A 23176-nucleotide genomic window follows, 5' to 3' on the forward strand; every position below is an offset into this window, starting at 1 on the left:
CAGCTCGTCGGTGGTCATGGGGTGACTCCCGACTCGATCTCCTCCATCTTGCCGTCCTTGACCTCGTAGAGGTTCGAGGAGGTGGAGCCGCGGTGCGAATCGGCGGAGAACTCGACGGTGCCGTCGCCGATCACCTCGCCGGTGTCGATGCCGCCCATCGTCTCCAGCGACTCGCGGATGTTCGCTCCGGTCAGGTCGTTGCCTTCGCTGATGGTGTGGCGGATGCCCTCGGCCATGACGTGCATCGTGTACCAGCCCTGCACGTAGCTGGTGATCTTCGACTCGGGATCCTCGCCCTTCTCCTCCAGGTAGGAGGTGATCTGCTCGTGTCCGGGCTTGCCGGCGTTGAGCGGGGCGATCGGTTGGATCATGACATGGCCGTCAGCGGCGTCCCCGGCCGAGGTGATGAAGAGCTCGTTGGCGCACCAGTTGAGGCACACGATCTTCTGGTCCCCGCCCTGCGCCTGCAGGTCCTTGGCCAGCTGCGCGGCAGGGGAGGAGACATTCTGGATGACGATGTACTTCGCGTCGCTGATCTGGCTGAGCAGGCCGGCGTAGTTCGTCGTGCCGGCAGGCATCGCGTAGGACTTGTAGTCGATGTCGAGGCCCTGCTCATCGACCCACGCCTGGCCGTCCTCAACCGGTGAGGTGCCGAACGGGGAGTCGTGGTGCAGCACCGCCACGCCTGCCTGCCCGCCGGCGTCCTCGGAGATCCAGTTGAGCGCCACGCGCATCTGGTCGGAGTAGGTCGGAGCGACGAGGAAGTTGTACGGCGACTCCTCCGGGTCGGTGAGGTCCTCGGCGAAGGAACCGGACATGAACGGCAGCTCGTCGTTGGCTACGCGAGTGCGCAGCGCTTCGGTGTCGCCGGTGCCCCAGCCCTGGATCGCGACGGCTTCGTCGTTGACATAGCGGCGGTAGAGCTCCTCGGCCTTCGGGATCTCGTAGGCGTAGTCATTCGATTCGGCCTGGATCTCCCGGCCCTCGATGCCGCCTTCGGCATTGATGTAGTCGACGTAGGCGAGCATGCCCTCGTTGTACGGCGCGCCAACGTCGCCGGTGGCGCCGGACTGATCGGCGATCATGCCGATGACGATCGGCTCGTCGGAGTCGGCACTGGCTGAGCCGCCCCCGCCGCATGCGCTCAGCAGCAGCAGGGACACAGCCGAGACGGCGATGCCCGAGGTGACGGTGGTGCGTTTCATGATTCCTCCTGAGGTTGTGCACCGGTCCAGTGGTGCGGCTGCTGCGCAGCGGGTGGTGATGAGCGGACGTCGGTTCGGTTGGTGGTTGAGCGGGTGGTCAGTGATTGAGTGGGCGGTCGGTGAGCAGGTCGGTGCGGTCAGTAGCGGAACGGCCAGAAGCCGAAGAAGTCCTTGATGCGCTGCCAGATGCGGTTGAGTCCGCGCGGTTCGGCGATGAGGAAGACGATGATGACCAGGCCGAAGATCGCATGCTCGAAGGCCGGCAGCTGGCGCTGCAGCATCGGCAGCACACCGCCGAGCGCATCGGCGACCATGCGGACCATGACCGGCAGGAAGGACATGAAGATCGCTCCGTAGATGGAGCCGGCGATCGAGCCCATGCCGCCGACGATGATCATCGCCAGGTACAGGATCGAGACGTCGATGGTGAACTTCTCCCACGAGATGATCTCCGTGTAGTGCGCCAGCAGCGCACCGGCCAGTCCGACGTACGCATTGGACACCGCGAAGGCGGTGAGCTTCGTGCGGGTGAGGTTGACCCCCATGGCCGAGGCGGCGATGTCCTGGTCGCGCACGGCCATGAAGGAGCGCCCGACACCGGTGCGGAAGAGATTGGTGGCGGTGATCGCTGCGAGGATCGTGATGATGAGCAGGATGACGTACCACTGCTGCTCGAAGCTCGAGCGCTCGATCCGGAACCCGAAGACCTCCAGCCGGTTGACGTCGACGAAGCCCTGCCCTTCGGTCAGCCAGTTCCAGCGGCGGACGATGAAGATGATGAGCATCTGCGAGGCCAGTGTCGCGATCGCCAGGTACAGGCCCTTGAGCCTGAGTGCCGGCAGGCCGATGATGACGCCGATGACCGAGGTGAGCACGACGGCGCAGAGGATGGAGATCGGTGCTGGCATCCCGAGCCGGTCGGTGAGGATCACCGAGGTGAAGGCGCCGACGGCGAGGAAGCCGCCCTGGCCCAGTGAGATCTGCCCGGTGTAGCCGACGAGGATGTTGAGCCCGATCGCGCCGACGGCGGCGATGAGGGCGGTGTTGGCGATGGACAGCCAGTAGTTGTCGAAGACGAAGGGCACCAGGATCGCGATGACGGCGACAAGTGCCATCCGGATCATCTGCGGGCGAGTGTGCCACAGCCGCATCTCCGAGGTGTAGGACCGGTGATGGCGGCCGGTTTCGATAGCTGCAGACATGGATCAGACCCTTTCGATCCGCTTCTCGCCGAATACGCCGTAGGGCCGGACGAGCAGGATGAGCACGAGCACGATGTACGGGATGACCTCCGCCAGGCCGGGATCGAGGTAGCCGGAGACGAAGGCGGTCAGCAGCCCGATGGTCAGACCGCCGACGATGGTGCCGGGCACCGAGTCGAGGCCGCCGAGGATGACGACGGGGAAGACGAGCAGGCCGAAGCTGACGATGTTCATCTCCACTGCGGTGACATCGGCGAGCAGGATGCCGGCGATGAGCGCGCTGATCGCCGCCAGGCCCCACGACATCGCGAACACGCGGCGCACGGAGATGCCGACGGTCATCGCCGCCTGCTGGTCATCAGCGACGGCGCGCATCGCGATGCCGTGCTTGGACTTCTGGAAGAACAGCGTCAGCAGGGTCAGCACGATTGCGGCGATGAGCAGCACCCACAGCCGGTTGGCCGGCACGGCACCGCCGAGCACGGACACGGAGTTCGTGGGGAACAGGGCGGGCATCGCCCGCGGCTGGGTGCCGTAGAACATCTGCACGAGCGCGCTGAGCAGCCCGGCCAATCCGATCGTGACCATAATGACGGAGATGTGGCTCTGCCCGACCATCGGCCGCAGGATGAACCGCTCCACGATGCCGCCGACGATCACGGCGATGACGATGCCGATGATGAGCGCGACGATGAGCGGCAGCTGGAAGATGACCCAGGCGGTGTAGAAGGTATAGGCGCCCATGAGGAGGAACTCGCCTTGGGCGAAGTTGATGACGCCGGTGGCCTTGTAGATGAGCACGAAGCCCAGCGCAGCCAGCGCCAGGATGGCGCCCTCGGAGAGGCCGAAGATGACAAGGGTGACGAAGGTGCTCACTGTCGACCACTCCAGACTTTTCTGCGCCCCCGGCCGGCGGGGACGATGTAGGACTCAAGATCGAAGATCCGCAGCGGGATCGACCGTTCGACGACGGAGCCGTCCTGGTAGGTGATCGCCGCGGAGATGGTGACTTCATCGACCTCCGAGCCCAGCGCTTCGATGATCGAGCCGTAGCGTTCGGCGATGACGGAGCGGCGGACCTTGCGGGTGCGGGTGATCTCATCGTCATCGGGATCGAACTGCTTGTGCAGCAGCACGAACCGCTGGATTCGGATGGTTGCGGTGAGGTCCTCGTTCGCCCGGGCGATCTCCTCGGCGATGAGCTCGTACACCTCGGGCTTGGCGGCGAGGTCGGTGTACGTCGTGAACGACAGCTTCTGGTGTTCAGCCCACGCCGAGACGGTCGCCGGGTCGAGGGTGACGATCGCGCACATCGGATGCTCGGCGTCCACCGCCTCGGGGTCGGTGACCCCGGTGCCGGCGAAGACGACGGACTCCTCGATGTAGGGGGAGAACTTCAGCTTGTTCTCGATGAATGCATGGGAGTACATCGTGCCGTCGGCGGCGGTGACGACGTCCTTGAGCCGGTCGACGACGACGAGGTGGCCGGCCTCATCGAGGTAGCCGGCGTCACCGGTGTGCAGCCAACCCTGCGGGGTGACGGTTTCAGCGGTGGCGGCGTCGTTGAGGTGGTAGCCGCGGAACACCGAGGACGAGCGCAGCATGATCTCCTGCTTGTCGCCGAACTGCAGTTCGGTGCCCGGCAGCGGTTCGCCGACCGAGGTGTAGGAGACCCCGTCGTCGCGGTGGACGACGGCGATGCCGCAGATCTCGGTCTGCCCGTAGATCTGCTTGAGGTTGACGCCGATGGCGTGGAAGAACTGGAATACGTCCGGGCCCAGCGGCGCGCCGCCGGTATAGCAGCGTTTGATGCGGGTCAGCCCGAGCTGTTCGCGCACCGGCCGGGTCGACACGGCATCGGCGATCGAGCCGATGAGCCTGTCCCAGCCGCTCAGCCGCCTGCCGGAGGTGCGCTTGCTCGCCAGCCGGTCGGCGATGTCGTATCCCCAGCCGAAGATCGCACGCTTGATCGGGCCGGCCTCGTCGATGCGCACCTGCACCTCGGAGAGCATCGACTCCCAGATCCGGGGCGGGGCGAACATGACATCGGGGCCGATCTCGCGCAGGTCCGATTTCTGGGTGGTGGCGTCTTCGGGGAAGGAAATCGTCAGACCGCAGTACAGTCCGCAGGCCACTGCGAGCATCTGCTCGCCGATCCAGGCGAACGGCAGGATCGAGACGTACCGGTCCTTGGCGACGATCGGGTCGATGCTCGTGAGGTGCTCGGCCATCGACAGCAGGTTGGCGTGTGAGAGCTCGGCGAGCTTCGGCTTCGAGGTGGTGCCGGAGGTGGTGCAGATGACGGCGAGGTCGTCGGGGTGGCCGGCGGCGATCTGCTCATCGAGCCAGCCGGGATTCTCGGCAGCCCACGCGCGGCCGGCGTCTTCGACATCGGTGAAGTCGAGCAGGATCTCGTCGGTGTACTGCTCCAGGCCGTGCGGGTCGTAGAACACGATGTGCTCGAGCATGGACTCGGTGCCGAGCTCGGCGTGCAGGCCCAGCAGCTTGTCGACCTGCTCCTGATCCTCGGCGACGACGACGCGCGCGCCGGCGGTGTGCAGGATGTGGGTGATCTCGCTGCCGAGTGAGGTCGGGTAGATGCCGACGACGCTGGCGCCGAGAGACTGGCAGGCCAGTTCGGCGATGAGCCATTCGGGCCGGTTGTCGCCGAGCACGGCGACGATGTCACCGCGGCTGATGCCGAGGGTCACGAGCCCGTGGGCGAAGTCGCGAACGCGCTCGCGGTAGAGCGCCCAGCTCATCGGCTGCCAGATCCCGTAGCGCTTCTCCTGCATCGCCACCCGCTCGGGGTGGGCGGCGGCGAGCGCATCGAGGTACTGCGGCATCGTCTTGGTGATGCTGTGCGGCGGCCGGTCGGCGGTGAAGCCGGAGCGATTGGCAGTGCCGGTCGGCGGTGCGGCGGTCATCGGACTGCCTCCGTTCCCAGGTAGGCCTCGATGACCTGCGGATCGGCCATCACCTCGGCGGGGGTGCCGTCGGCGATGACGCGTCCGAAATCGAGGACGGTGACGCGGTTGGAGATGTCCATGACGACGTTCATGTCGTGTTCGATGAGGACCATCGAGACGCCGGCGAGTTCGTGGACGTCGAGGATGTAGCGGGCCATGTCCTCCTTCTCCTCGGCGTTCATGCCGGCCATCGGCTCATCGAGCAACAGCAGCGCCGGCTGCAGCGCCAGCGCCCGGCCGAGCTCGACGCGCTTCTGGATGCCGTAGGCGAGCGTGCCGACCGGCTTCTTGCGGTATGCCTGCAGCTGCAGCAGGTCGATGATCTCCTCGACGATCTCGCGGTGCTCGATCTCCTGGCGGCGCGCCGGGCCGAGCCACAGCATCGCCGAGAACACGTTCTGGCGCATGTGGATGTGCCGGCCGAGCATCATGTTCTCCAGCACGGTCAGATGCTCGAAGAGCTCGATGTTCTGGAAGCTTCGGGCGACGCCGAGGCGGGCGACCCGGTTCGGCGACAGGCGGGTGAGCGTCCGGCTGGCGTATTCGTGCGGGCTGGCGTCGGTTGCCAGGCGCTCGCGCTCCTCAGGTGAGTGCTCGCCGAGGCGGCGGCCGGTCTCACCGACGACGTGGCGCAGCACGATCTCGCCCTCGGTCGGCTTGTACAGCCCGGAGACGCAGTTGAGCAGGGAGGACTTCCCGGCGCCGTTGGGGCCGATGACGGCATGGATGGTGCCGGAGGTGACGGTGAAGCTGACGTCGGAGAGCGCGCGCACACCGCCGAAGCGCAGCGAGAGATCCGAGACCTGCAGCAGCGGCTGGCCCGGCGGCATCGTGCTCCCGTTGAGGGAGTGGCGGTAGGCGCGTGTTCGCACGTGATCTCCTTGCGTCGTTGCGAAAGCGATAGCGAGGACGTTGTGATCGGCGTCACTGTCAAGATAGACAATAGGTTTTCAATATGTGAAAATCAATACTTGCAAGAGAAAAACTTTTCAGTCATCCGGTTCTGCATGCCGCGTCGGCATGTGGCAAGCTGACACTCAGGCATGCGGTGACCGCCGGTGCCTCAGCTCAGGAAGGGAGCCGCACATGGCCGGTGAGGGCAATGGCGACGAAGCCAATGGCAGCACCAGCGGCAACGGCTCAGCCCGTGGGGGCCTCGGCACCATCCGCAATGCGGTCAGGCTGCTCGACCTGCTTGCCGAGGGCCCGCCGCTGCACCACCTGACGGACCTCGCCGCCCGCTCGGGCATGTCGGTGCCCACCGTGCACCGGCTGCTGCGCTCACTCGTGCAGGCCGACTACGCCGTGCAGGACCCGGCGACCTCCCGCTACGGCCTCGGCCCGCAGCTCACCCGCCTGTCGAAGCACTACCTGGCGCGCAGTGCGATCCTCGCCGCGCTCGCACCCTTCGTCGTCGCGCTGCGCAACCAGCTCGCCGCCACGATCAGCGTCTATGTGCTCGCCGGCCGCGAGGTCATGTGCATCGACCAGGTCGACGGTGATGACCGCGGGCCCTTCCGGCGCTCACCGCGCGCACTGCCGGCCCTTGACACCGCCGCCGGGCGGGTGCTCGCCGCCCATGCCGCGCACGAGGTGTGGGCTGAGGTGCTGTCCGCGGCCTCGCCTGAGATCATGAAGCTGGCGCAAGCTCACCGTGACGAATGGGCGGAGGCGAATCACATCCACCTGCCTGCCGTCGTCGCCGACCACGTCGACGAAGTCGCTGTGCCGTTGCGCGACGCCGAGGGTGCCGTCGTCGCAGCCCTGGCCGCCGACGTGCCCTCCGGTGCCGATGAGGCTCATGTGCACACAGCGGCCGCGGCCCTGGAGCGCACCGCAGTCTCGTGTGGAAGGAGCATCGGCAATGGCTGAGAAGCCTGCGACCTTCACCGGCGTCGACCCCGCCGCGCTCACCGCCGACTGGCAGCCGGTCATCGACCTCCTCGACTGGACTGCGGAGCCGACCGGCGTCTGGCTGCCCGGCCCCTTTGGCGGGCAGTGGTTCCCCGGTGGCCGGATCGACCCGCTGCACAACCTCGTCACCCGCCATACAGCCGCCAGCGGCTCGAAGATCGCACTGCACTGGGAAGGCGAATCCGGTGAACGGCTCTCGTACACCTACGCCGAACTCGCAGCAGAAGTCGCTGCAGTCGTCACCGCGCTGCGCGGCCTCGGGGTCACCGACGGCGACGTCGTAGCCCTCCACACCGGCTGGCTGCCCGAAACCGTCTTCGCGCTGCTCGCCTGCATCGACATCGGCGCTCGCTGGTCGATGCTGCCGATCTCCCTGCCGGCCGAGGCGCTGGCCACCCGGCTCGCTCAGCTGCAGCCGAGCCTGCTCATCACCCAGGACGGGGCCTGGCGCCACGGCACGGTCATCCCTCTCAAGGTCCGCGCCGATGACGCCCTCGCCTCAGCCGAGAGCGTCGAGCACACCATCGTCATTCGCCGCACCGGCCTCAACGTGCCGTGGTTCCACGGCGACCACTGGTTCGATGACCTCATCCACGCCGCCCGCCCAGCCGCCCGCCGTGCTGACACCAGAACCGAGGCAGACGCGACCGGCCGACCGATCGACGCCCACCTGTGTGCCGGCCACCTCGCCGCCCCCGGTGCGCCGAGCCTGACGACCTGGCATTCGCTGGCCGCCGTCTTCGCCACTGCGGCAGCCTTCCACGGTGCCGTGCGCACCGGCGGCACCTTCTGGTGCGCCGGCGACGTCTCCTGGGCGGTTTCGCAGTGGCACGGCCTCATCGGCCCGCTGCTGCACGGCGACACCATCGTCGTCTACGAAGGCACCCTCGACGTCCCCCACCACCAGCGAGCGTTCGAGATCATGAACCGCTACGACGTCTCGACCTTCGTCACCACCCCGTCGGTCATGCGCACGATGCGCTCCTGGCACGACGACGTCACCGCTGCCGGCAGGGTCGCCGCCCTGTGCCGCGTCGTCACCGCCGGCGAACCGGTCGAACCCGAGCTGCGCCGCTGGATGGAGCGCGCGTTCGTCGAAAACGGCTGCGAGGTCGTCGACGGGTGGGGCCAGATCCTGCTCAGCGGTATCGCCTTCGTCCACGGCGGCAGCTGCCAGCTCGGCCGTGGCGTCATCGCCGTCACCGATGCCGACGGCCAGCCGGTCGAACCCGGCTGCACCGGTGAGCTCATCGTCACCGCTCCTCTGCCCGGCATGGTGAGCACCGCCTCGGGAGCGGGCGCCGAGGAGACGATCCGCGCGCCCTTCACCCGCCGCCCGAACCTCGGGTTCGCCAGCGGCGACCTCGTCCTTGTCGAACCCGACGGCGGCTTCACCTTTCAAGGCCGCATCGACCCGGCGATCTCCGTGTCCGGCCAGCTCGTCTCGCTCACCGCCGTCGGTCAGCTGCTCGAAGACCACCCCTTCGTCGACGTCGCCCGGGCCGTCGCCGTGCACGATCCCGAACACGGCCGCAGTGTGTGGGCCGCCGTCGTCACCAGCGAACCCGCCAGCCGCCAGCTGGCCGTCGACCTGATGAGCTCCGTGCGCGAGATGCTCGGCGGACTCGCCCGCCCCCGGGCGATCGTCTTCGTCGACACCCTTGATGCCGACCTCGACCGGCAGCTGCTCGGCCGGGCACTGGCCGGGCTCGTGCCCACCGGCGCCGAATGGGGACAGCTGCGCTGGGCCGATGTGATCGCCCACTGCCGCCTGCAGGACCGCCGCTCTCACTAGACTTGTCACTGCCGACACGCACTCCACCCGAAAGGCGGATGAAACATCATGGCAGGACTCCTCACAGGACGCACTGCACTCGTCACCGGAGGCACGCTGGGCATCGGCCGCGGCATCGCCGAGACACTCGCTGAGCACGGCGCCACCGTCGCCGTCACCGGTGTGACCGACGAGGAGGTCAGGAACGCACAGGCCGACGGACTCAGCGCCTATGTGCTCGACGTGCGCTCCCGCGACAACTGCGAAGAGGTCATGGCCTCGTTCGTCGACGACCACGGCAGACTCGACCTGCTGTCCTCCAACGCCGGGGTCTACCCGCAGGCCCGTATCGACGAGATGACCGATGAGGACATCGAATCGATCTTCGCGATCAACACCTTCGGCACCATCCACATCGTCCAGGCCGCCCTGCCGGCCCTGCGGAAGTCGCAGGCCGGGCGCATCGTCGTGACCTCCTCGATCACCGGCAACTACACCGGCTTCCCCGCCTGGTCGCACTACGGGGCGACGAAGGCCGCCCAGATGGGCTTCGTGCGCTCCGCTGCAATCGAACTGGCAGCCGACGGCATCACCGTCAACGCGGTGCTGCCGGGCAATGTGCTCACCCCGGGGCTTGAGGACATGGGCGAGGCCTACCTCAAGCAGATGGCCGCTGCTGTGCCGCTGGGCTATCTCGGCGAGCCCAGCGATATCGGCCACACCGTCGCCTTCCTCGGCTCCGACGGCGCGCGCTACATCACCGGCCAGGGCATCGTCGTCGACGGCGGGCAGATCCTGCCCGAAAGCCCCGAGGCCCTCGCTGAGGCCTGAGCCCACACCCAGCTGCCGGCCGCCTCAGCAGCGGCCACCGACGCTGCCGGTCACCGGCACCACCGGTCACCGACACCGTCGACCACCGACACCGCCGGTGCCCACCACCTCGGGCGCGGCATCCCAGCAGACGGGATGCCGCGTCCGAACTGTATGCCCGCAGATGCGCGAGCGGTAATGTGACAAACGCCCGCTGCGGCCAGACGCCGGCCGCGTCCCCATCAACTGAGGAGTGAACCATGGGCACCATGAAAGCCGCCGTCGTCACCGAATTCGGCGCAGACCTCAACGTCAGCGATGCCACCGACATCCCCACCCCCGGACCCCACGACGCACTCGTCAAGCTCATCTCCACCGGCGTGTGCCACACCGACCTGCACGCCGCCCACGGCGACTGGCCGGTCAAGCCGAGCCCGCCGTTCATCCCCGGCCACGAGGGCGTCGGCCGCGTCGAAGCCGTCGGCGATGAGGTCACGACCGTCAAGGTCGGCGACATCGTCGGCAACGCCTGGCTGTGGAGCGCCTGCGGTGACTGCGAGTTCTGCCGCACCGGCTGGGAGACGCTGTGCGAGAAGCAGCAGAACGGCGGCTACTCCGTCAACGGCTCCTTCGGTGAGTACATGCTCGTCGACGCCCGCTACGCCGCCCACATCCCCGAAGGCGCGGACCTCAACGAGATCGCACCCGTCCTGTGCGCCGGCGTGACCGTGTACAAGGGCCTGAAGATGACCGAAGTCAAGCCCGGCCAGTGGGTCACGATCTCCGGGATCGGCGGGCTCGGCCACATCGCCGTGCAGTACGCCGTAGCGATGGGCATGCGCGTGGTCGCCGTCGACATCGCTGATGACAAGCTCGCCCTGGCCAAGAAGCACGGCGCCGAGGTCGTCGTCAACGCGATGACCGGGGACCCGGCCGCTGAGGTCGTCGAGGCCACCGGCGGCACCCACGGCGTGCTCGTCACCGCCGTGCACCCCGACGCGTTCGGTCAGGCGATCGGCATGGCCCGCCGCGGCGGCACCATCGTGTTCAACGGACTGCCGCCCGGGGACTTCCCGGCGCCGATCTTCGACATCGTGCTCAAGGGCCTGACGATCCGCGGCTCGATCGTCGGCACCCGCCAGGACATGGCCGAAGCGCTCGACTTCTACGCCCGCGGCCACATCCACCCGACCTACCACGTGCGCCGGCTCGACGAGATCAACCAGGTCTTCGACGAGATGGTCCACGGCAAGATCGACGGCCGCGTCGTCGTCGCCTTCGACGGCTGAGACCAGCCGCACCGGCCGGCACGGGGGTGCGGTCGGTGCGTGACCCGTTCCCGAGGCGGGCGTGCGGTGGACACCGTGCGCCCGCCTCGGTCGTGGGGAGGGGGAGATGGTGCCGATGTGCGGGAACTGTTACACGATCGTCGTCTGAGCCTGTGGGCGCCGGCGATAGGCTGGGAGTCACACCTCTCGCCCCCAACCCAACAGGACTGGAGCACTTATGGACATCGGCGCGATCATCGGGATCCTCGTCGCCCTCGGCGTTGTCATCGTCATCCTCATCGTAGTGGCAGCTCTGCTGTTCGGCGGCCTGCGCTCGAGCATCTTCTTCACCGTGCACACGCAGGAGAACGTCATTGTCGAGCGGTTCGGCAAATTCAAGAAGGTCGCCAAGCCCGGCCTCAACACCAAGGTCCCGTTCATCGAGACGACGACCAAGCCGATCTCCCTGCGCGTCCAGCAGCTGGAGGTCAACATCGAGACGAAGACGAAGGACAACGTCTTCGTCATGGTGCCGGTGGCTGTGCAGTACCTCGTGAGCGAGGACAAGGTCGTCGACGCCTACTACCGGCTGGCGAACCCGGAGGAGCAGATCCGCTCGTACGTCTTCGACACCGTCCGCTCCGCCCTGTCGACCCTGACGCTGGATTCGGCTTTCGAATCCAAGGACGACATCGCCACCAGTGTTGAGCACCGGCTGTCGGCGCAGATGGCCGGCTATGGCTTCCGCATCGTCAACACTCTCGTCACCGACATCTCCCCGGATCAGCGGGTGCGCGATTCGATGAACTCGATCAACGCCGCCCAGCGCGACCGGGTCGCCGCGCAGGCACTTGCCGAGGCCGACAAGATCAAGCGCGTCACCCAGGCTGAGGCTGAGGCCGAGTCCAAGCGACTGCAGGGTGAGGGTGTGGCCGGGCAGCGCAAGGCGATCGCCACCGGCATCGCCGAGCAGTACGAGATGCTGCGCCGGGCCGGCATCGAATCGACCGCCGAGCAGCTGCTGCTCATGACCCAGTACTTCGACACCATGCAGGATGTTGCCCGCAACGGCCGCTCGAACGTCCTCATGCTGCCGAGCAACCCCGGCGCGCTCGGGGACCTCACCAGCGAGATCCGCAATGCGCTGCTGACCTCGCACGAATCCGAGCGGGCTATCTCCGATTCCGATCGTGACTCCCATCAGCAGCGCCTCGAGGCCCAGCGCCGCGAACGCGAGGAGGCTGATCGCGCCCGCCGCGCCCGCGAGCAGTCCGCCCAGCAGCGGGTCCGCCGGGCAGCTGACCAGGCCCGCCAGCAGCAGGGTCGCAATTTACCGGAACCGCCGGATTTCATGCCCGGCATGTGAGGCACAGGCTGACGCTTCGGAGGTGAGTCCCGGCGCAGCTGAGCAGACCGCCTCTTCACGCCCCGACTGGCAGCAGCCAGGCGGGGCGTGAGTGGTGTGGGGTGGGGCGGTGATTCTGTTCGCTTTCGTTTTTCGTGTGGAATGGAGCTATGTCCACCGTTCCTCATACAGAGATGAGTGCCGAAGCATCGGACGCCTACGAGGCGTTGTCGACCAAGCTGGCGTCGACACATTCTGTGTCTCTGGCCGCCGGAGATGGACCGTCCATCGAGCTTCCTGAGGAGATCCGTTCACTCCTCGGGCAGGTGACTGATGCCCACTTGCGGGATGAGCAGGTTTCGCTTCATCGCACCAGCAAGTTCTTGACGACGACTGAGGCCGATGCCCAACTGGACGTGTCTCGCCCGACGAGAAAGGACCTGGTTGAAACGTCGGCGGATCCTCGATGAGCTGCTGTGGTCGGTCGAGATCCTCAAGGAGACGGAAAGAGCTCTGGTCGAGAAGAGAGGACTCGACTCGGTAAGAGCTGATTCTCGTGGCCCGAAAATGGATGCTGCCTTCGAAGGTGCCGAGGTTTCTGCGGATGAGTCGCTTGCTTCTCAGATGACCTGCCACGAGAAGGACCGTCATGTCCTGGCCAGCGCTGGCACCGGTGACGCTGATGTGCTGGTGATTTCAACATCCGCGATTTCCCGAAGGCGTCGGTTGAACCCTACGGAATAGCTGTGATGCACCCGAATGAGTTCCTGACAGAGCTCTTTCATCACCACCCACGCGAAATCCAGCGACAGCTATCTTCCCTCAGCTCCAGGATGCATCCGCCGGATTCATCGGTGGCCTCCTCGTCTGTCGCTCCACCTCCCCGCGCCATTCGGCGGTTCGGAGGCGTACACTTGGACATCGTCCGCGTCGAGGTGCGCCCTCATGACCGCCGGGCAGACCCCATTACCACACACGAAAGGGCACGCGGCACCCCCGTGAGCACACAGCACCAGGACACCTCCGCCTCGGGCGCGGCAGGCGGCTTCTTCGGCACCAACGGCACCCTCGATCGCTTCTTCCACGTCTCCGAACGCGGTTCGACGATCGGCCGCGAGGTTCGCGGCGGCTTCGCGACCTTCTTCGCGATGAGCTACATCGTCGTGCTCAACCCGCTCATCATCGGTGCCTCGATGGACTCCACCGGTCACTTCCTGGGCGGGGGAACCGAACCGAACCTGCCGGCCGTCGCCGCGGCTACCTCGCTCGTCTCCGGCCTCCTCACGATCCTCATGGGCCTCGTCGGCAACTTCCCGATGGCGGTGTCCTCCTCACTCGGACTGTCGGCCTTTCTGACTTACGGTATCGTCGTGCTGCCGGGCATGACCTGGGCTGATGCGATGGGCCTGGTCGTCATCGAAGGTGTCATCCTCCTCATCCTCGTGCTCACCGGCTTCCGCGCCGCGATCTTCAACGCCGTGCCCAGCCAGCTCAAGACCGCCATCAGCGTGGGCATCGGCCTGTTTATCGCCCTCATCGGCATGATGAACGCCGGCTTCCTGTCCAAGGGGGAGGGCGCGGCCCTCGAACTGGGCACCGGCGGGTTCCTCTTCGGCTGGCCGGTGCTCATCTTCCTCATCGCCCTGCTGGGCCTGTTCGTCATGTGGTCAGCCCGCGTGCGCGGCGCGATCCTCTACTCGATCCTTGGCGCCACCGCGCTCGCCCTCATCGTCGAGGCGGTCTTCGGGATCGGCCCGAAGGCCGGCGCCGACGGCGAGGTCGCCAACCCCTACGGCTGGGGACTGACCGTGCCGACGCTCAACCAGGAGTGGCTGAGCTTGCCGGACTTCTCACTGCTCGGCAGCTTCAACCTGCTCGGATCCTGGCAGCACATCGGCATCGTCGCCGCCTCACTGGCGGTCTTCACCCTGCTGTTGGCGAACTTCTTCGACCTGCTCGGCACGATGGTTGCGATCTCGAAGGAAGGCGACATCGTCGACTCCAGCGGCGAGATCCCGCATTCGAAGCGGATCATGGTCGCCGACGCCTTCGGCGCGATCGGCGGCGGCCTCGGTTCGATGTCGTCGAACTCCGGTTTCATCGAGTCGACCGTCGGCGTGGGCGAGGGCGCACGCACCGGCCTGGCCAATGTCATGGCCGGGCTGATGTTCCTCCTCACCATCATCGCCGCCCCGCTCGCCGCTGTGATCCCCACTGAGGCGGCCGCCCCGACGCTCGTGCTCGTCGGCTTCCTCATGATGCAGCAGGTGCTGCGCATCGACTGGGCTGATGTCGAGATTGCGATTCCGGCATTCATGACCGTTGTCCTTATGCCGTTCTCGTACTCGATCACCAACGGCATCGGTGCAGGCTTCATCAGCTACGTCGTCATCAAGGTGCTGCGCGGCAAAGCCCGCGAGGTCCACCCGCTCATGTTCGTCACCGCGGCGCTGTTCGTCGTCTACTTCGTCTCAGGGCCGATCCAGAACGCCCTCGGCGGCTGACGCCAGCGAGAGTCGACCGCGCCGGCCGTCGGCACTGACCGGTGCCGGTACTGACCGTCGTCTGCTGCCTGCCGTCTGCTGCCAGGTCAGTCGAGCAGCACGCCCGCGAGCACCGCCAGGCGCTCCTGCGGGTCGGCAGGGATCTGGCCGCCGAGGTCATCGCCTGCCGCCAGTGCTCGGCACCACCGCATGACGAACGCGTTCTTGGCCACCGGCACCCCCAGTGTATTGCCGATGCGCACGATCTCACCGCCGAGGTAGTCCGTTTCGATCGAACCGGTCCCACGCGCCAGCGACTGCCACGACGAGGAGGCGAACTCCTCGACACCGGCGACCTCGCCGAGCTCGATCCGGTCCTCAAGCCCGAAGGCCTTCGGACTCGACCCGACGTGCTCGATCCCAGCTGCGGCATAGACAGCCTTCGCCTCAGTCCTGAGCGCTTCGTTGAGCTCGCCGTAGGCGATGCCGGGCCCCAGGATCGAGTCGAGCCCATTGGCCAGATTTGTCAGCAGCTTGCCCCAGATGTGCGGCCACAGCTCATCGGCACTGCTGAGCGCCTTGGCCGCGAACCCCGCCGTGCGCGCGTCGGCGACGAACTGCCGAGCGGTGGGCACCGCCTCGGGGCCGGCTGTGACCGGCCCGGCGAAGTACGCACCGTGATCGGGTTGCATGCGTGTGACGACCTCACCGGGGGAGAGGAAGAGCGCGGGCATCCACACTGTGGCTGCGACCACCGTGTGGAAGTGGCGCGGCGCCTGGCGGGCGGCCTCGGCGCCGTTGAGCAGTAGGACGACTGGCAGCAGCTCGCCAGCCGTTCCAATCACCGTGCCCGAGGCGCCGGTCACCGGGCGGTCGGCCCACTGCGGCAGGGCGGTGAGCGCCTGGTTCGTCTTCGTCGCCAGCACGAGCACGTCACCGGTGCGCAGCTCGACTTCCTCCGGGCGGCGGGCAAGCTCTGGCCGGGAGGTGATGGTCCGTGACGGGGTGCGCAGCTGAAGCCCGTCGGCGGCGATGGCGTCGGCGTGCTCGCCGCGAGCGATGACGGTGATGGACAGGCCGGCGTCGCTGCCGGCCGCTGCGAGGGTGCCGCCGATCGCGCCGGCCCCGATGATGACGTACCTGTTCATGCGTCCACGCTACCAAGGCCGGCGGCAGCGGGAGGCGTTGTAGAAGTTTGCAAAGTTACTCACGGTTTCACGTCCGGATTCCATGAATAACTTTGCTAACTTTCCCACGCATCTGCTGTGCGTGAGGGGGAGAGGCTTCAGTTGAGGGGGAGAGGCTTCAGTGAGGGTCGCTTTCGGCTGCTTGGGGTGATGAGTGTGGTGGCGGCCTTTCCCGGCAGCCGGCTGCGGCCGCCCCGGCCGTAGGCGCCAGCGGTTCCCGTTAGGCTGGGGAGAGGCCCGCTGAACCAGCACCACCGATGGACCAGCGCTACTGCAGCACCGCCGCTACTGCAGCACCAGCGCCATCCGCGCCGTCCAGCCCGCACCGCCGTGAAGGAGTCCTATGTATCAGCCCGTCGCCGTTCCGCCGCGCCGCACCGTCGCCTTGACCGGAGCACGGCTGCTGCCGATCGCTGATGCTGATGGCAACCCGGCGCCCGAGATCGCCTCCGGCACGATCGTCCTCGACGAGGGCACCATCACCGCGATCGGCCCCGATGCCGAGGTCGAGGTGCCTGCAGGTGCCGAGGTCATCGACGCCTCGGGCACGGTCATCGCACCTGGCTTCGTTGAGAGCCACGCCCATATGGGCGTCCACGAGGACGGCGAGGGCGGCGAGAGCAATGACGTCAATGAGATGACCGACCCCGACGGTTCGGCCCTGCGCGCCCTTGACGCGATCAACCCCGCTGACGTCGGCTTCAAGGACGCGCTGCGCGGCGGGGTCACCACCGCCGTCATCAAGCCCGGCTCCGGCAACCCGATCGGCGGGCGGACCGCGGCACTCAAGACCTGGGGGCGGGTTGCCGACGAGATGCTCATCAGCCAGGACATCTCGGTCAAATCGGCGATGGGTGAGAACCCCAAGCGCATCTACGGCGAGCGCAAGCAGACCCCGGCCACCCGCCTCGGGGTGGCGAAGGTCCAGCGTGAGGCCTTCGTCAAGGCGCGCAACTACATCGCCAACCGGGCTGCAGCCGCCGAGGTGGGGGTCCCCTTCGATCGAGACCTGGGCTTGGAGACGCTGGCCGATGTGCTGACCGGCCGCCTCGTGTGGGATCAGCACTGCCACCGTACCGACGACATCGCCACAGCGATCCGGCTGGCCGAGGAGTTCGGTTACCGGCTCATCATCAACCACGGCACCGAAGGTCATCTCATCGCCGACTACATTGCTGAGAAGGGCCTTGATGTCATCGTCGGCCCGCTCATGACCTCCCGGTCGAAGGTCGAGCTGCGCCACCGCACCCTGGCGACCCCGGCAGCGTATGCGAAGGCCGGGGTGCGGTTCGCGCTCACCACCGACCACCCGGTGGTGCCGATCTTCTTCTTCGCCGACCAGGCCCGGTTCGCTGTGCGCGAGGGACTCGACCCCGCGATCGCACTGCAAGCGATGACGATTCACCCGGCGGCGATCCTCGGACTCGATGACCGTGTCGGGTCTTTAGCGGTGGGCCGCGACGCTGATATCGTGCAGTGGAGCGCCCATCCGCTCGACTTCGATGCGCGTGTCACCAGCGTCTATGTGTCCGGCCGGCGCGTGTACACACACGATTTCGCCAGCGGTGAGGCATTCGTGGCCGACCCGTTCGGCCCCACCCGGATCCACGAGCCGTGAACACCGAGCGTTCGTCCAGCGGCGGTTCACGTGAGCACCAGATCCATCAGGTAGAACCGAGATCAGACCCAGTGTGACGGATGAGAAGGACCAGTGGCAGAAGACAGTGATCGCCCACCGCGCCGGCGTCTGCTGCGCCCGCGCAGCCGCAGCACCGGATCACGTGCCTTGGCAGGCGACGGCGCACTCCATAACGCCCGGCCAGCCGAGATCGGCCGGCAGGCCGGAAAGCGCGATCTCGTCCCGGAGGCCAACCGGCCGCTGAACACCAACGAATACACCGGCTCGACCGCGGGTGCCGCACTGCGCACCACCGGCGGGATCCCGCGGGAGACCGTCGCCGAGGCCACGGAGAAGGCCCAGACCGCCCGGCGGCGCGGGCACAAACAGCCCAAGACCCGCGCTCCGCGCGGCAGGAACGGCAGGCGCGCCGGCTCGGCATCTGCTGCCAACCCAGCCACCGCCTCGGGAACGGCCACGACTCCGGCGACCTCACGCCTGGAGCAGGACCCGGTCGACCCGTCCGAGGCGCTCACCCCGCCGGTCGCCCGCGGCGCCGACGGCAGCTACGGCACAGGCCGGGCAGCCTCCACCCAGCGGTTCCGCCGCAACGGCAGCTCACGCAGCATCGTCGAGAAGACCAACGCCGCCGGCTCCTCGTCGAAGCGGATGGCCGAACGGCTGGCCCGCAAGGCCGTCGGGCAGATCACCGGCGACTCGATGCCGGCGACCGACCCGATCCCGATCGTCGCCACCCTCAAGGGCACCCCCTACCAGGCGCCGGTGATGTCGCAGGCGAAGGGCGAGGAGGAAGCCCGCAAGATCATGGAGCTGGCCGTCGACATCGGCTGGATCATGCTGCGCGCCGGCGCCCCGACCGCCGACGTCGAGGTCTCCGTCATCGCCACCTGCACCGCGCTCGGCCTGCCGACCGTCGAAGTCGACCTGACCTCCAATTCCCTCAACGTGCACTACTCCGACCCCGAGGGTCGACTGCTCAACGTGATGCGCGTCAGCCGCGAGGAGTCGATCCATTACTCGAAGCTCGCGTCGGTGCACAAGCTCGTCACCGACATCGTCGACGGCAAAGTCGAGTATTTGGAGGCCAGCGAGCGGATCGACGCGATCCGCCAGCAGCGCCGTCCGTTCGCCGGCTGGTTCGTCGTCCTGGCCTGGGGCATGCTCGTGACCTGCTTCGTGCTGTTGCTCGGCGGCTCGGCAGTCTCGGCGGTCATCGGCTTCGGGATGGCGATCGTCATCAATCGCTTCGGTGCGCTGCTCGCCCGCTTCGACGTGCCTCCGTTCTTCACCGCGATGGGCCAGTCGACGTTCGCCACCGTCCTCGCGATGGCGGCCTGGACATTCGGGTTCATCGCAGCACCGCAATACCTCGTGGCCGCCGGCATCGTGCTGCTGCTGCCGACTGCCGGCCTCATCGCCGCGGTGCAGGACTCGCTGACAAACTTCCCGCTCACTGCCTCGGCCAAGGCCGTAACCGTCGGCACCACGCTGGCCGGCATCGTCTCCGGCATCGCCCTGGGCATCATGATCGGTCGGGCGATCGGGCTCTCACCCATCGAGGTGATCGTCACCTCCGGCGGAGTCGAGGCGCTCACCACCATCATCTCGCTCATCGCCGCGATCCTTGTCGGCATGTGCGGGGCGATCGGCATGCAGGCTGCCAAGCGCCAGATCGTCATCGCCGGTCTCATCGGCGGCGTCGGCTTCGTCATCTACGTCGGCTGCACGCTGCTGGGCCTAGGCAACGTCGTCACCTGCTTCATCGCCGCCTCTGTCGTCGGGCTCATCGTACGGCCGGTGGCGCTGCACCGCGGCGCGCCACCGATCGTGCTGCTGCTGCCGGGCATCTTCCCGCTGCTGCAGGGCCTGTCGATCTTCTCGGCTGCCTACCAGATCGTCCAGCCGCAGGACGCGATCCCACTGTCGATGGGCTTGTCCTCGCTGTTCACCGCCGTGACAGCCAACGCCGCGATCGCCGTGGGCGCGGTATTCGGCGACTTCCTCGCCCGCCCGATCCACCAGCGGGTCAAGGACCGCCGTGAGAAGTCCGATGCCGTCGCCGAGGCGACCGCCAGCACACATCCGACTCCCACCTCGGGCACGGGGCAGGTCTCCAGCTGAAACCGCCGGTCAGGGCAGCTGCCAGTCGATCGGCTCGCCGCCGCGCTCGGCCAGCAGCGCATTGGCCCGGCTGAACGGCCGGGAGCCGAAGAACCCGCGCGAGGCGCTCAGCGGCGAGGGGTGCGGTGAAGCGATGATCGGCACATCGCCCAGCCGCGGCGCCAGAGACTGCGCATCCCGGCCCCACAGAATCGCCACGAGCGGCCCGCTGCGGGCGGTGAGCACCTCGATCGCCCGGTCGGTGACCGTCTCCCAGCCCTGGCTCCGGTGCGAGGCCGGAGAGCCGGGGGCGACGGTGAGGACCCGGTTGAGCAGCATGACCCCCTGCGCCTGCCACGGGCGCAGGTCCCCACTGCTCGGCGGCGGGACCCCGAGGTCGGCTCCGAGCTCCTTGAAGATGTTCGTCAGAGACCGCGGCAGCGGGCGGACGTCCGGGGCGACGGCGAACGACAGTCCGATCGGGTGACCGGGCGTCGGATACGGATCCTGGCCGACGATGAGCACGCGCACGCCCGACAGCGGTTCGCGGAAGGCGCGGAACACATCGTCTCCGGCCGGAAGGTACTGGCGGCCGGCGGCCAGTTCGGCGCGCAGAAAATCGCCCATCGCGGTGATCTGACCGGCCACCGGCGCCATCGCCTCAGCCCAGTCCGGGGCCATGATCTTCTCAAGACTCATACCGCCATCGTAGCCAGCAGAGGCCTGCGCAGCCCCCGGCGTGACCGGCGACACAGGCGAGCGCTATGCTCAACACAGCGCGTACACCCGCATCGATCTGAAAGGACTCCAATGTCGACGATCGCATGGATCGGGCTGGGCCATATGGGCCTGCCGATGACGAAGAACCTCATGAGAGCCGGGCACACTGTGCGCGGCTTCGACCTCTCCGAACCTGCCATGCACGCCGCCGCCGAGGCGGGGGTCACCACGTGTGCCTCGGCTGCCGAGGCGCTTGAGGGCGCCGAGGTCGTGTTCACGATGCTCCCCAAGGGCGAGCACTCGCTGGCAGCCTACGGCGGCGACGAGGGCATCTTCGCCACGGCCGCACCCGGCACCCTGCTCATCGACTCCTCGACGATCGACGTCGCCAGCTGCCAGCAGCTGCACGACCGGGCCAGGGAGACCGGTTTCGAGTTCGTCGACGCACCAGTCTCCGGCGGCATCGCCGGAGCCGAGAAGGGCACCCTGGCCTTCATGGTCGGGGGCGAGGCGGCGGCAGTCGAGAAGGCCCGCCCGTTCATCGAGCCGATGGCCGGCAACGTCATCGCCACCGGCGCCCCGACGACTGGGCAGGCCGCGAAGATCTGCAACAACCTCATGCTCTTCATCAACATGGTCTCCACCTCTGAGGCGGCGGTGCTCGCCGACCGCCTCGGGCTCGACCACTCGGTGTTCTACTCGATCGCGAAGGTCTCCTCCGGTGACTCGTGGCCGCTGCGCACCTGGTACCCGTACCCCGGCGTCGTCGAAACCTCACCGGCCAATGAGGACTTCGCGCCCACCTTCACCGCCGACCTGGCGCTCAAGGACATCAACCTAGCGCTCGCCGCAGGTGAGGACACCGACACCGACCTGACACTCGGCACGATCGTCAAGGATATGCTCCAGCAGGTCTCGGATGCCGGATCCGGCGGCAAGGACTGCTCGATTGTCAAGAAACTGGTTGACGGCTCCTTCGATGCCTGAGGTTGACGGCTCCTTCGATGCCTGAGCTGGATGCTGCCGCAGCGTGCACACCGCTTTGAATCCCGTCCCTCACCCTGAGGGCCCTGTTGTGAAAGGACCACACGATGTCAGATTTCCCGCAGTCCACTGACTGGCACATGCTCATCGGAGGCGAGTGGGTCGACGCCCTCGACGGCTCGCGCGCCGATATCATCACCCCCATCGACCGCAACGTCGTCATCGCCCGCGTGCCCGACGGCAAGGCTGAGGACGCCGATCGCGCCGTCAAGGCCGCCCGCGCAGCCTTCCCGGCCTGGTCGGGTCTGCACTTCAAGGAGCGTCAGAAGATGCTGACGAAGTGCGCCGATGCCCTGGAGGCCAACATCGAGACGCTCGCCGAACTCACCGCCCTCGACACCGGCAATGCCAAGCGCACCCAGGCCCGTCCCGAGGCGACGATGCTCTCGGAGATCTTCCGGTACTTCGGTGGTGTCGCCGGCGAGGTCAAGGGCAATACGCTGCCGGCCGGTGAACAGCAGCTCAACTACACGAAGCGTGTGCCGCTCGGCGTGGTGGCCGGCATCCTGCCGTGGAACTCGCCGCTCATGATCGCCGGTTTCAAGACCCCGGCAGCGTTGGCGGCAGGCAATACGATCGTCCTCAAGTGCGCTGAGGACGCACCGCTGACGATCCTGAAGATGGCCGAGATCTGCTCTCAGTTCCTTCCCGACGGCGTCCTCAACGTCGTCACCGGCAAGGGCTCGGTGATCGGCGAGGCGCTCGTCCAGCACCCGGATGTCGACAAGGTTTCGTTCACTGGCTCGACCTCGGTGGGCCGCCACGTCGCCGAGGCCGCTGCCAGCCGCCTGGCGCACTCCTCGATGGAGCTCGGCGGCAAGAGCCCGAACATCATCTTCCCGGATGCCGATCTGGAAGCCGCGCTCGATCAGGTGCTGCTCGCCACCCGCTTCGCCCGCCAGGGCCAGTCGTGCACGATGGGCTCGCGCCTGTTCCTGCACGAGGACATCTACGACGACTTCCTTGCCAAGCTGGTCGAGAAGGTCAAGGGACTCACAGTCGGCGACCCGCGCGATGAGGCCTCCGACATCGGCTGCGTCATCAACCAGAAGCAGTACGACCAAATCCAGGAGTATATCGACCACGGCAAGGCCGAGGCCGGTGTCGAGGTCGCCTATGACGGGCATGACTCCCTCGAGGTCGGCGAGTCGGGCTTCTACCACGCCCCGGTGATCTTCGCGCAGGCCAAGAACGACTGGAAGACCTCCCAGGAGGAGATCTTCGGCCCGGTGCTCTCCGTCATTCGGTTCTCCACCGAAGACGAGGTCGTCGAGATGGCCAACGACTCCGACTACGGCCTGGCCGCATACGTCTTCACCGGCGACCTCGGTCGCGGACTGCGGATGGCCGACCGGATCCAGTCCGGCTGGGTGCAGGTCAACCAGGGCGGACCGCAGGTCGTCGGACAGGCCTACGGCGGCTTCAAGACCTCCGGCCTCGGCCGTGAACTCTCCCTTGAAGGCATGCTCGAAGGCTTCACCCAGATCAAGCAGGTCAACGTCAAGATCGGCTGACC

Annotated in this window: 18 protein-coding genes; 11 read left to right on the forward strand and 7 right to left on the reverse strand. The window is 67.2% G+C overall.

Features of this window, described 5'->3' with window-relative positions:
- Positions 1–14: 14 nt before the first annotated feature.
- From M3B11_RS11990 to M3B11_RS12010, 5 genes are all read right to left on the reverse strand, one after another.
- The gene (locus M3B11_RS11990) at positions 15–1205 is read right to left on the reverse strand and encodes an ABC transporter substrate-binding protein (protein ID WP_259877661.1); all 1191 of its coding nucleotides are present in this window, start codon (positions 1203–1205) and stop codon (positions 15–17) included.
- 137 nt (positions 1206–1342) lie between these two features.
- Positions 1343–2407: a branched-chain amino acid ABC transporter permease gene (locus tag M3B11_RS11995; protein WP_259877662.1), complete on the reverse strand. Its 1065-nt coding sequence runs from the start codon at positions 2405–2407 to the stop codon at positions 1343–1345.
- A gap of 3 nt (positions 2408–2410) precedes the next feature.
- The gene (locus M3B11_RS12000) at positions 2411–3283 is read right to left on the reverse strand and encodes a branched-chain amino acid ABC transporter permease (RefSeq protein ID WP_259877663.1); all 873 of its coding nucleotides are present in this window, start codon (positions 3281–3283) and stop codon (positions 2411–2413) included.
- Complete coding sequence (locus tag M3B11_RS12005; protein ID WP_259877664.1) at positions 3280–5334, reverse strand: AMP-binding protein; 2055 nt, start codon at positions 5332–5334, stop codon at positions 3280–3282. Before M3B11_RS12005 ends, M3B11_RS12000 begins: the two co-directional genes overlap by 4 nt.
- A complete protein-coding gene (locus M3B11_RS12010) occupies positions 5331–6248 on the reverse strand; it encodes an ABC transporter ATP-binding protein (protein WP_259877666.1) in 918 nt (305 codons plus the stop codon). The genes M3B11_RS12005 and M3B11_RS12010 overlap by 4 nt, the downstream gene beginning before the upstream one ends.
- A 214-nt stretch (positions 6249–6462) precedes the next feature.
- Between M3B11_RS12010 and M3B11_RS12015 the strand changes: the two genes are divergently transcribed.
- The 7 genes from M3B11_RS12015 to M3B11_RS12045 all read left to right on the forward strand — a co-directional run bounded on the left by M3B11_RS12015 (position 6463) and on the right by M3B11_RS12045 (position 14991).
- The gene (locus M3B11_RS12015; protein WP_259877667.1) at positions 6463–7248 is read left to right on the forward strand and encodes an IclR family transcriptional regulator; all 786 of its coding nucleotides are present in this window, start codon (positions 6463–6465) and stop codon (positions 7246–7248) included.
- Positions 7241–9085 (forward strand): acyl-CoA synthetase, encoded by a 1845-nt coding sequence (locus tag M3B11_RS12020; RefSeq protein WP_259877668.1) that lies wholly within the window; start codon positions 7241–7243, stop codon positions 9083–9085. The genes M3B11_RS12015 and M3B11_RS12020 overlap by 8 nt, the downstream gene beginning before the upstream one ends.
- Positions 9086–9133: 48 nt before the next feature.
- Positions 9134–9895 (forward strand): 3-oxoacyl-ACP reductase FabG, encoded by a 762-nt coding sequence (gene fabG / locus M3B11_RS12025; RefSeq protein ID WP_259877669.1) that lies wholly within the window; start codon positions 9134–9136, stop codon positions 9893–9895.
- A 239-nt stretch (positions 9896–10134) separates the two neighbouring features.
- On the forward strand, positions 10135–11163 hold the full coding sequence (gene adhP / locus M3B11_RS12030; protein ID WP_259877670.1) for an alcohol dehydrogenase AdhP: 1029 nt from the start codon (positions 10135–10137) through the stop codon (positions 11161–11163).
- A gap of 217 nt (positions 11164–11380) precedes the next feature.
- Entirely contained in the window at positions 11381–12508 is a 1128-nt protein-coding gene (locus M3B11_RS12035) for an SPFH domain-containing protein (protein ID WP_259877672.1), read from the forward strand.
- A gap of 149 nt (positions 12509–12657) precedes the next feature.
- Positions 12658–12957 (forward strand): hypothetical protein, encoded by a 300-nt coding sequence (locus M3B11_RS12040; RefSeq protein ID WP_259877674.1) that lies wholly within the window; start codon positions 12658–12660, stop codon positions 12955–12957.
- Positions 12958–13485: 528 nt separating this feature from the next.
- On the forward strand, positions 13486–14991 hold the full coding sequence (locus M3B11_RS12045; RefSeq protein WP_396121573.1) for an NCS2 family permease: 1506 nt from the start codon (positions 13486–13488) through the stop codon (positions 14989–14991).
- An 86-nt stretch (positions 14992–15077) separates the two neighbouring features.
- Here M3B11_RS12045 and M3B11_RS12050 read toward each other — a convergent pair whose 3' ends face one another.
- Positions 15078–16118, reverse strand: coding sequence for a ketopantoate reductase family protein (locus tag M3B11_RS12050; protein WP_259877676.1), 1041 nt, complete (start codon positions 16116–16118; stop codon positions 15078–15080).
- A 382-nt stretch (positions 16119–16500) separates the two neighbouring features.
- Here M3B11_RS12050 and M3B11_RS12055 point away from each other — a divergent pair, with 382 nt between their 5' ends.
- Both M3B11_RS12055 and M3B11_RS12060 read left to right on the forward strand, forming a co-directional pair.
- Positions 16501–17775: an amidohydrolase gene (locus tag M3B11_RS12055; RefSeq protein ID WP_259877677.1), complete on the forward strand. Its 1275-nt coding sequence runs from the start codon at positions 16501–16503 to the stop codon at positions 17773–17775.
- A 93-nt stretch (positions 17776–17868) separates the two neighbouring features.
- Entirely contained in the window at positions 17869–19917 is a 2049-nt protein-coding gene (locus M3B11_RS12060) for a threonine/serine exporter ThrE family protein (RefSeq protein WP_259877678.1), read from the forward strand.
- A gap of 9 nt (positions 19918–19926) precedes the next feature.
- Here M3B11_RS12060 and M3B11_RS12065 read toward each other — a convergent pair whose 3' ends face one another.
- A complete protein-coding gene (locus M3B11_RS12065) occupies positions 19927–20595 on the reverse strand; it encodes a uracil-DNA glycosylase (protein ID WP_217006370.1) in 669 nt (222 codons plus the stop codon).
- A gap of 111 nt (positions 20596–20706) precedes the next feature.
- On the opposite strand from M3B11_RS12065, the gene mmsB reads away from it, so the two are divergent.
- Together mmsB and M3B11_RS12075 are read left to right on the forward strand one after the other, a co-directional pair.
- The gene (gene mmsB, locus M3B11_RS12070) at positions 20707–21603 is read left to right on the forward strand and encodes a 3-hydroxyisobutyrate dehydrogenase (protein WP_259877681.1); all 897 of its coding nucleotides are present in this window, start codon (positions 20707–20709) and stop codon (positions 21601–21603) included.
- A gap of 104 nt (positions 21604–21707) precedes the next feature.
- Complete coding sequence (locus tag M3B11_RS12075) at positions 21708–23174, forward strand: aldehyde dehydrogenase family protein (protein ID WP_259877682.1); 1467 nt, start codon at positions 21708–21710, stop codon at positions 23172–23174.
- Positions 23175–23176: the final 2 nt, after the last annotated feature.

It is taken from the genome of Brevibacterium sp. p3-SID960, assembly GCF_025144725.1.
Lineage (GTDB): Bacteria > Actinomycetota > Actinomycetes > Actinomycetales > Brevibacteriaceae > Brevibacterium.

Excerpts from the sequence above, each read along its gene's own strand:
- M3B11_RS11990 (WP_259877661.1), bottom strand. The coding sequence starts at position 1,205 with ATGAAACGCACCACCGTCACCTCGGGCATCGCCGTCTCGGCTGTGTCC.
- M3B11_RS11995 (WP_259877662.1), bottom strand. The coding sequence starts at position 2,407 with ATGTCTGCAGCTATCGAAACCGGCCGCCATCACCGGTCCTACACCTCG.
- M3B11_RS12005 (WP_259877664.1), bottom strand. The coding sequence starts at position 5,334 with ATGACCGCCGCACCGCCGACCGGCACTGCCAATCGCTCCGGCTTCACC.
- M3B11_RS12015 (WP_259877667.1), top strand. The coding sequence starts at position 6,463 with ATGGCCGGTGAGGGCAATGGCGACGAAGCCAATGGCAGCACCAGCGGC.
- M3B11_RS12020 (WP_259877668.1), top strand. The coding sequence starts at position 7,241 with ATGGCTGAGAAGCCTGCGACCTTCACCGGCGTCGACCCCGCCGCGCTC.
- fabG (WP_259877669.1), top strand. The coding sequence starts at position 9,134 with ATGGCAGGACTCCTCACAGGACGCACTGCACTCGTCACCGGAGGCACG.
- adhP (WP_259877670.1), top strand. The coding sequence starts at position 10,135 with ATGGGCACCATGAAAGCCGCCGTCGTCACCGAATTCGGCGCAGACCTC.
- M3B11_RS12035 (WP_259877672.1), top strand. The coding sequence starts at position 11,381 with ATGGACATCGGCGCGATCATCGGGATCCTCGTCGCCCTCGGCGTTGTC.
- M3B11_RS12040 (WP_259877674.1), top strand. The coding sequence starts at position 12,658 with ATGTCCACCGTTCCTCATACAGAGATGAGTGCCGAAGCATCGGACGCC.
- M3B11_RS12050 (WP_259877676.1), bottom strand. The coding sequence starts at position 16,118 with ATGAACAGGTACGTCATCATCGGGGCCGGCGCGATCGGCGGCACCCTC.
- M3B11_RS12055 (WP_259877677.1), top strand. The coding sequence starts at position 16,501 with ATGTATCAGCCCGTCGCCGTTCCGCCGCGCCGCACCGTCGCCTTGACC.
- M3B11_RS12065 (WP_217006370.1), bottom strand. The coding sequence starts at position 20,595 with ATGAGTCTTGAGAAGATCATGGCCCCGGACTGGGCTGAGGCGATGGCG.
- mmsB (WP_259877681.1), top strand. The coding sequence starts at position 20,707 with ATGTCGACGATCGCATGGATCGGGCTGGGCCATATGGGCCTGCCGATG.
- M3B11_RS12075 (WP_259877682.1), top strand. The coding sequence starts at position 21,708 with ATGTCAGATTTCCCGCAGTCCACTGACTGGCACATGCTCATCGGAGGC.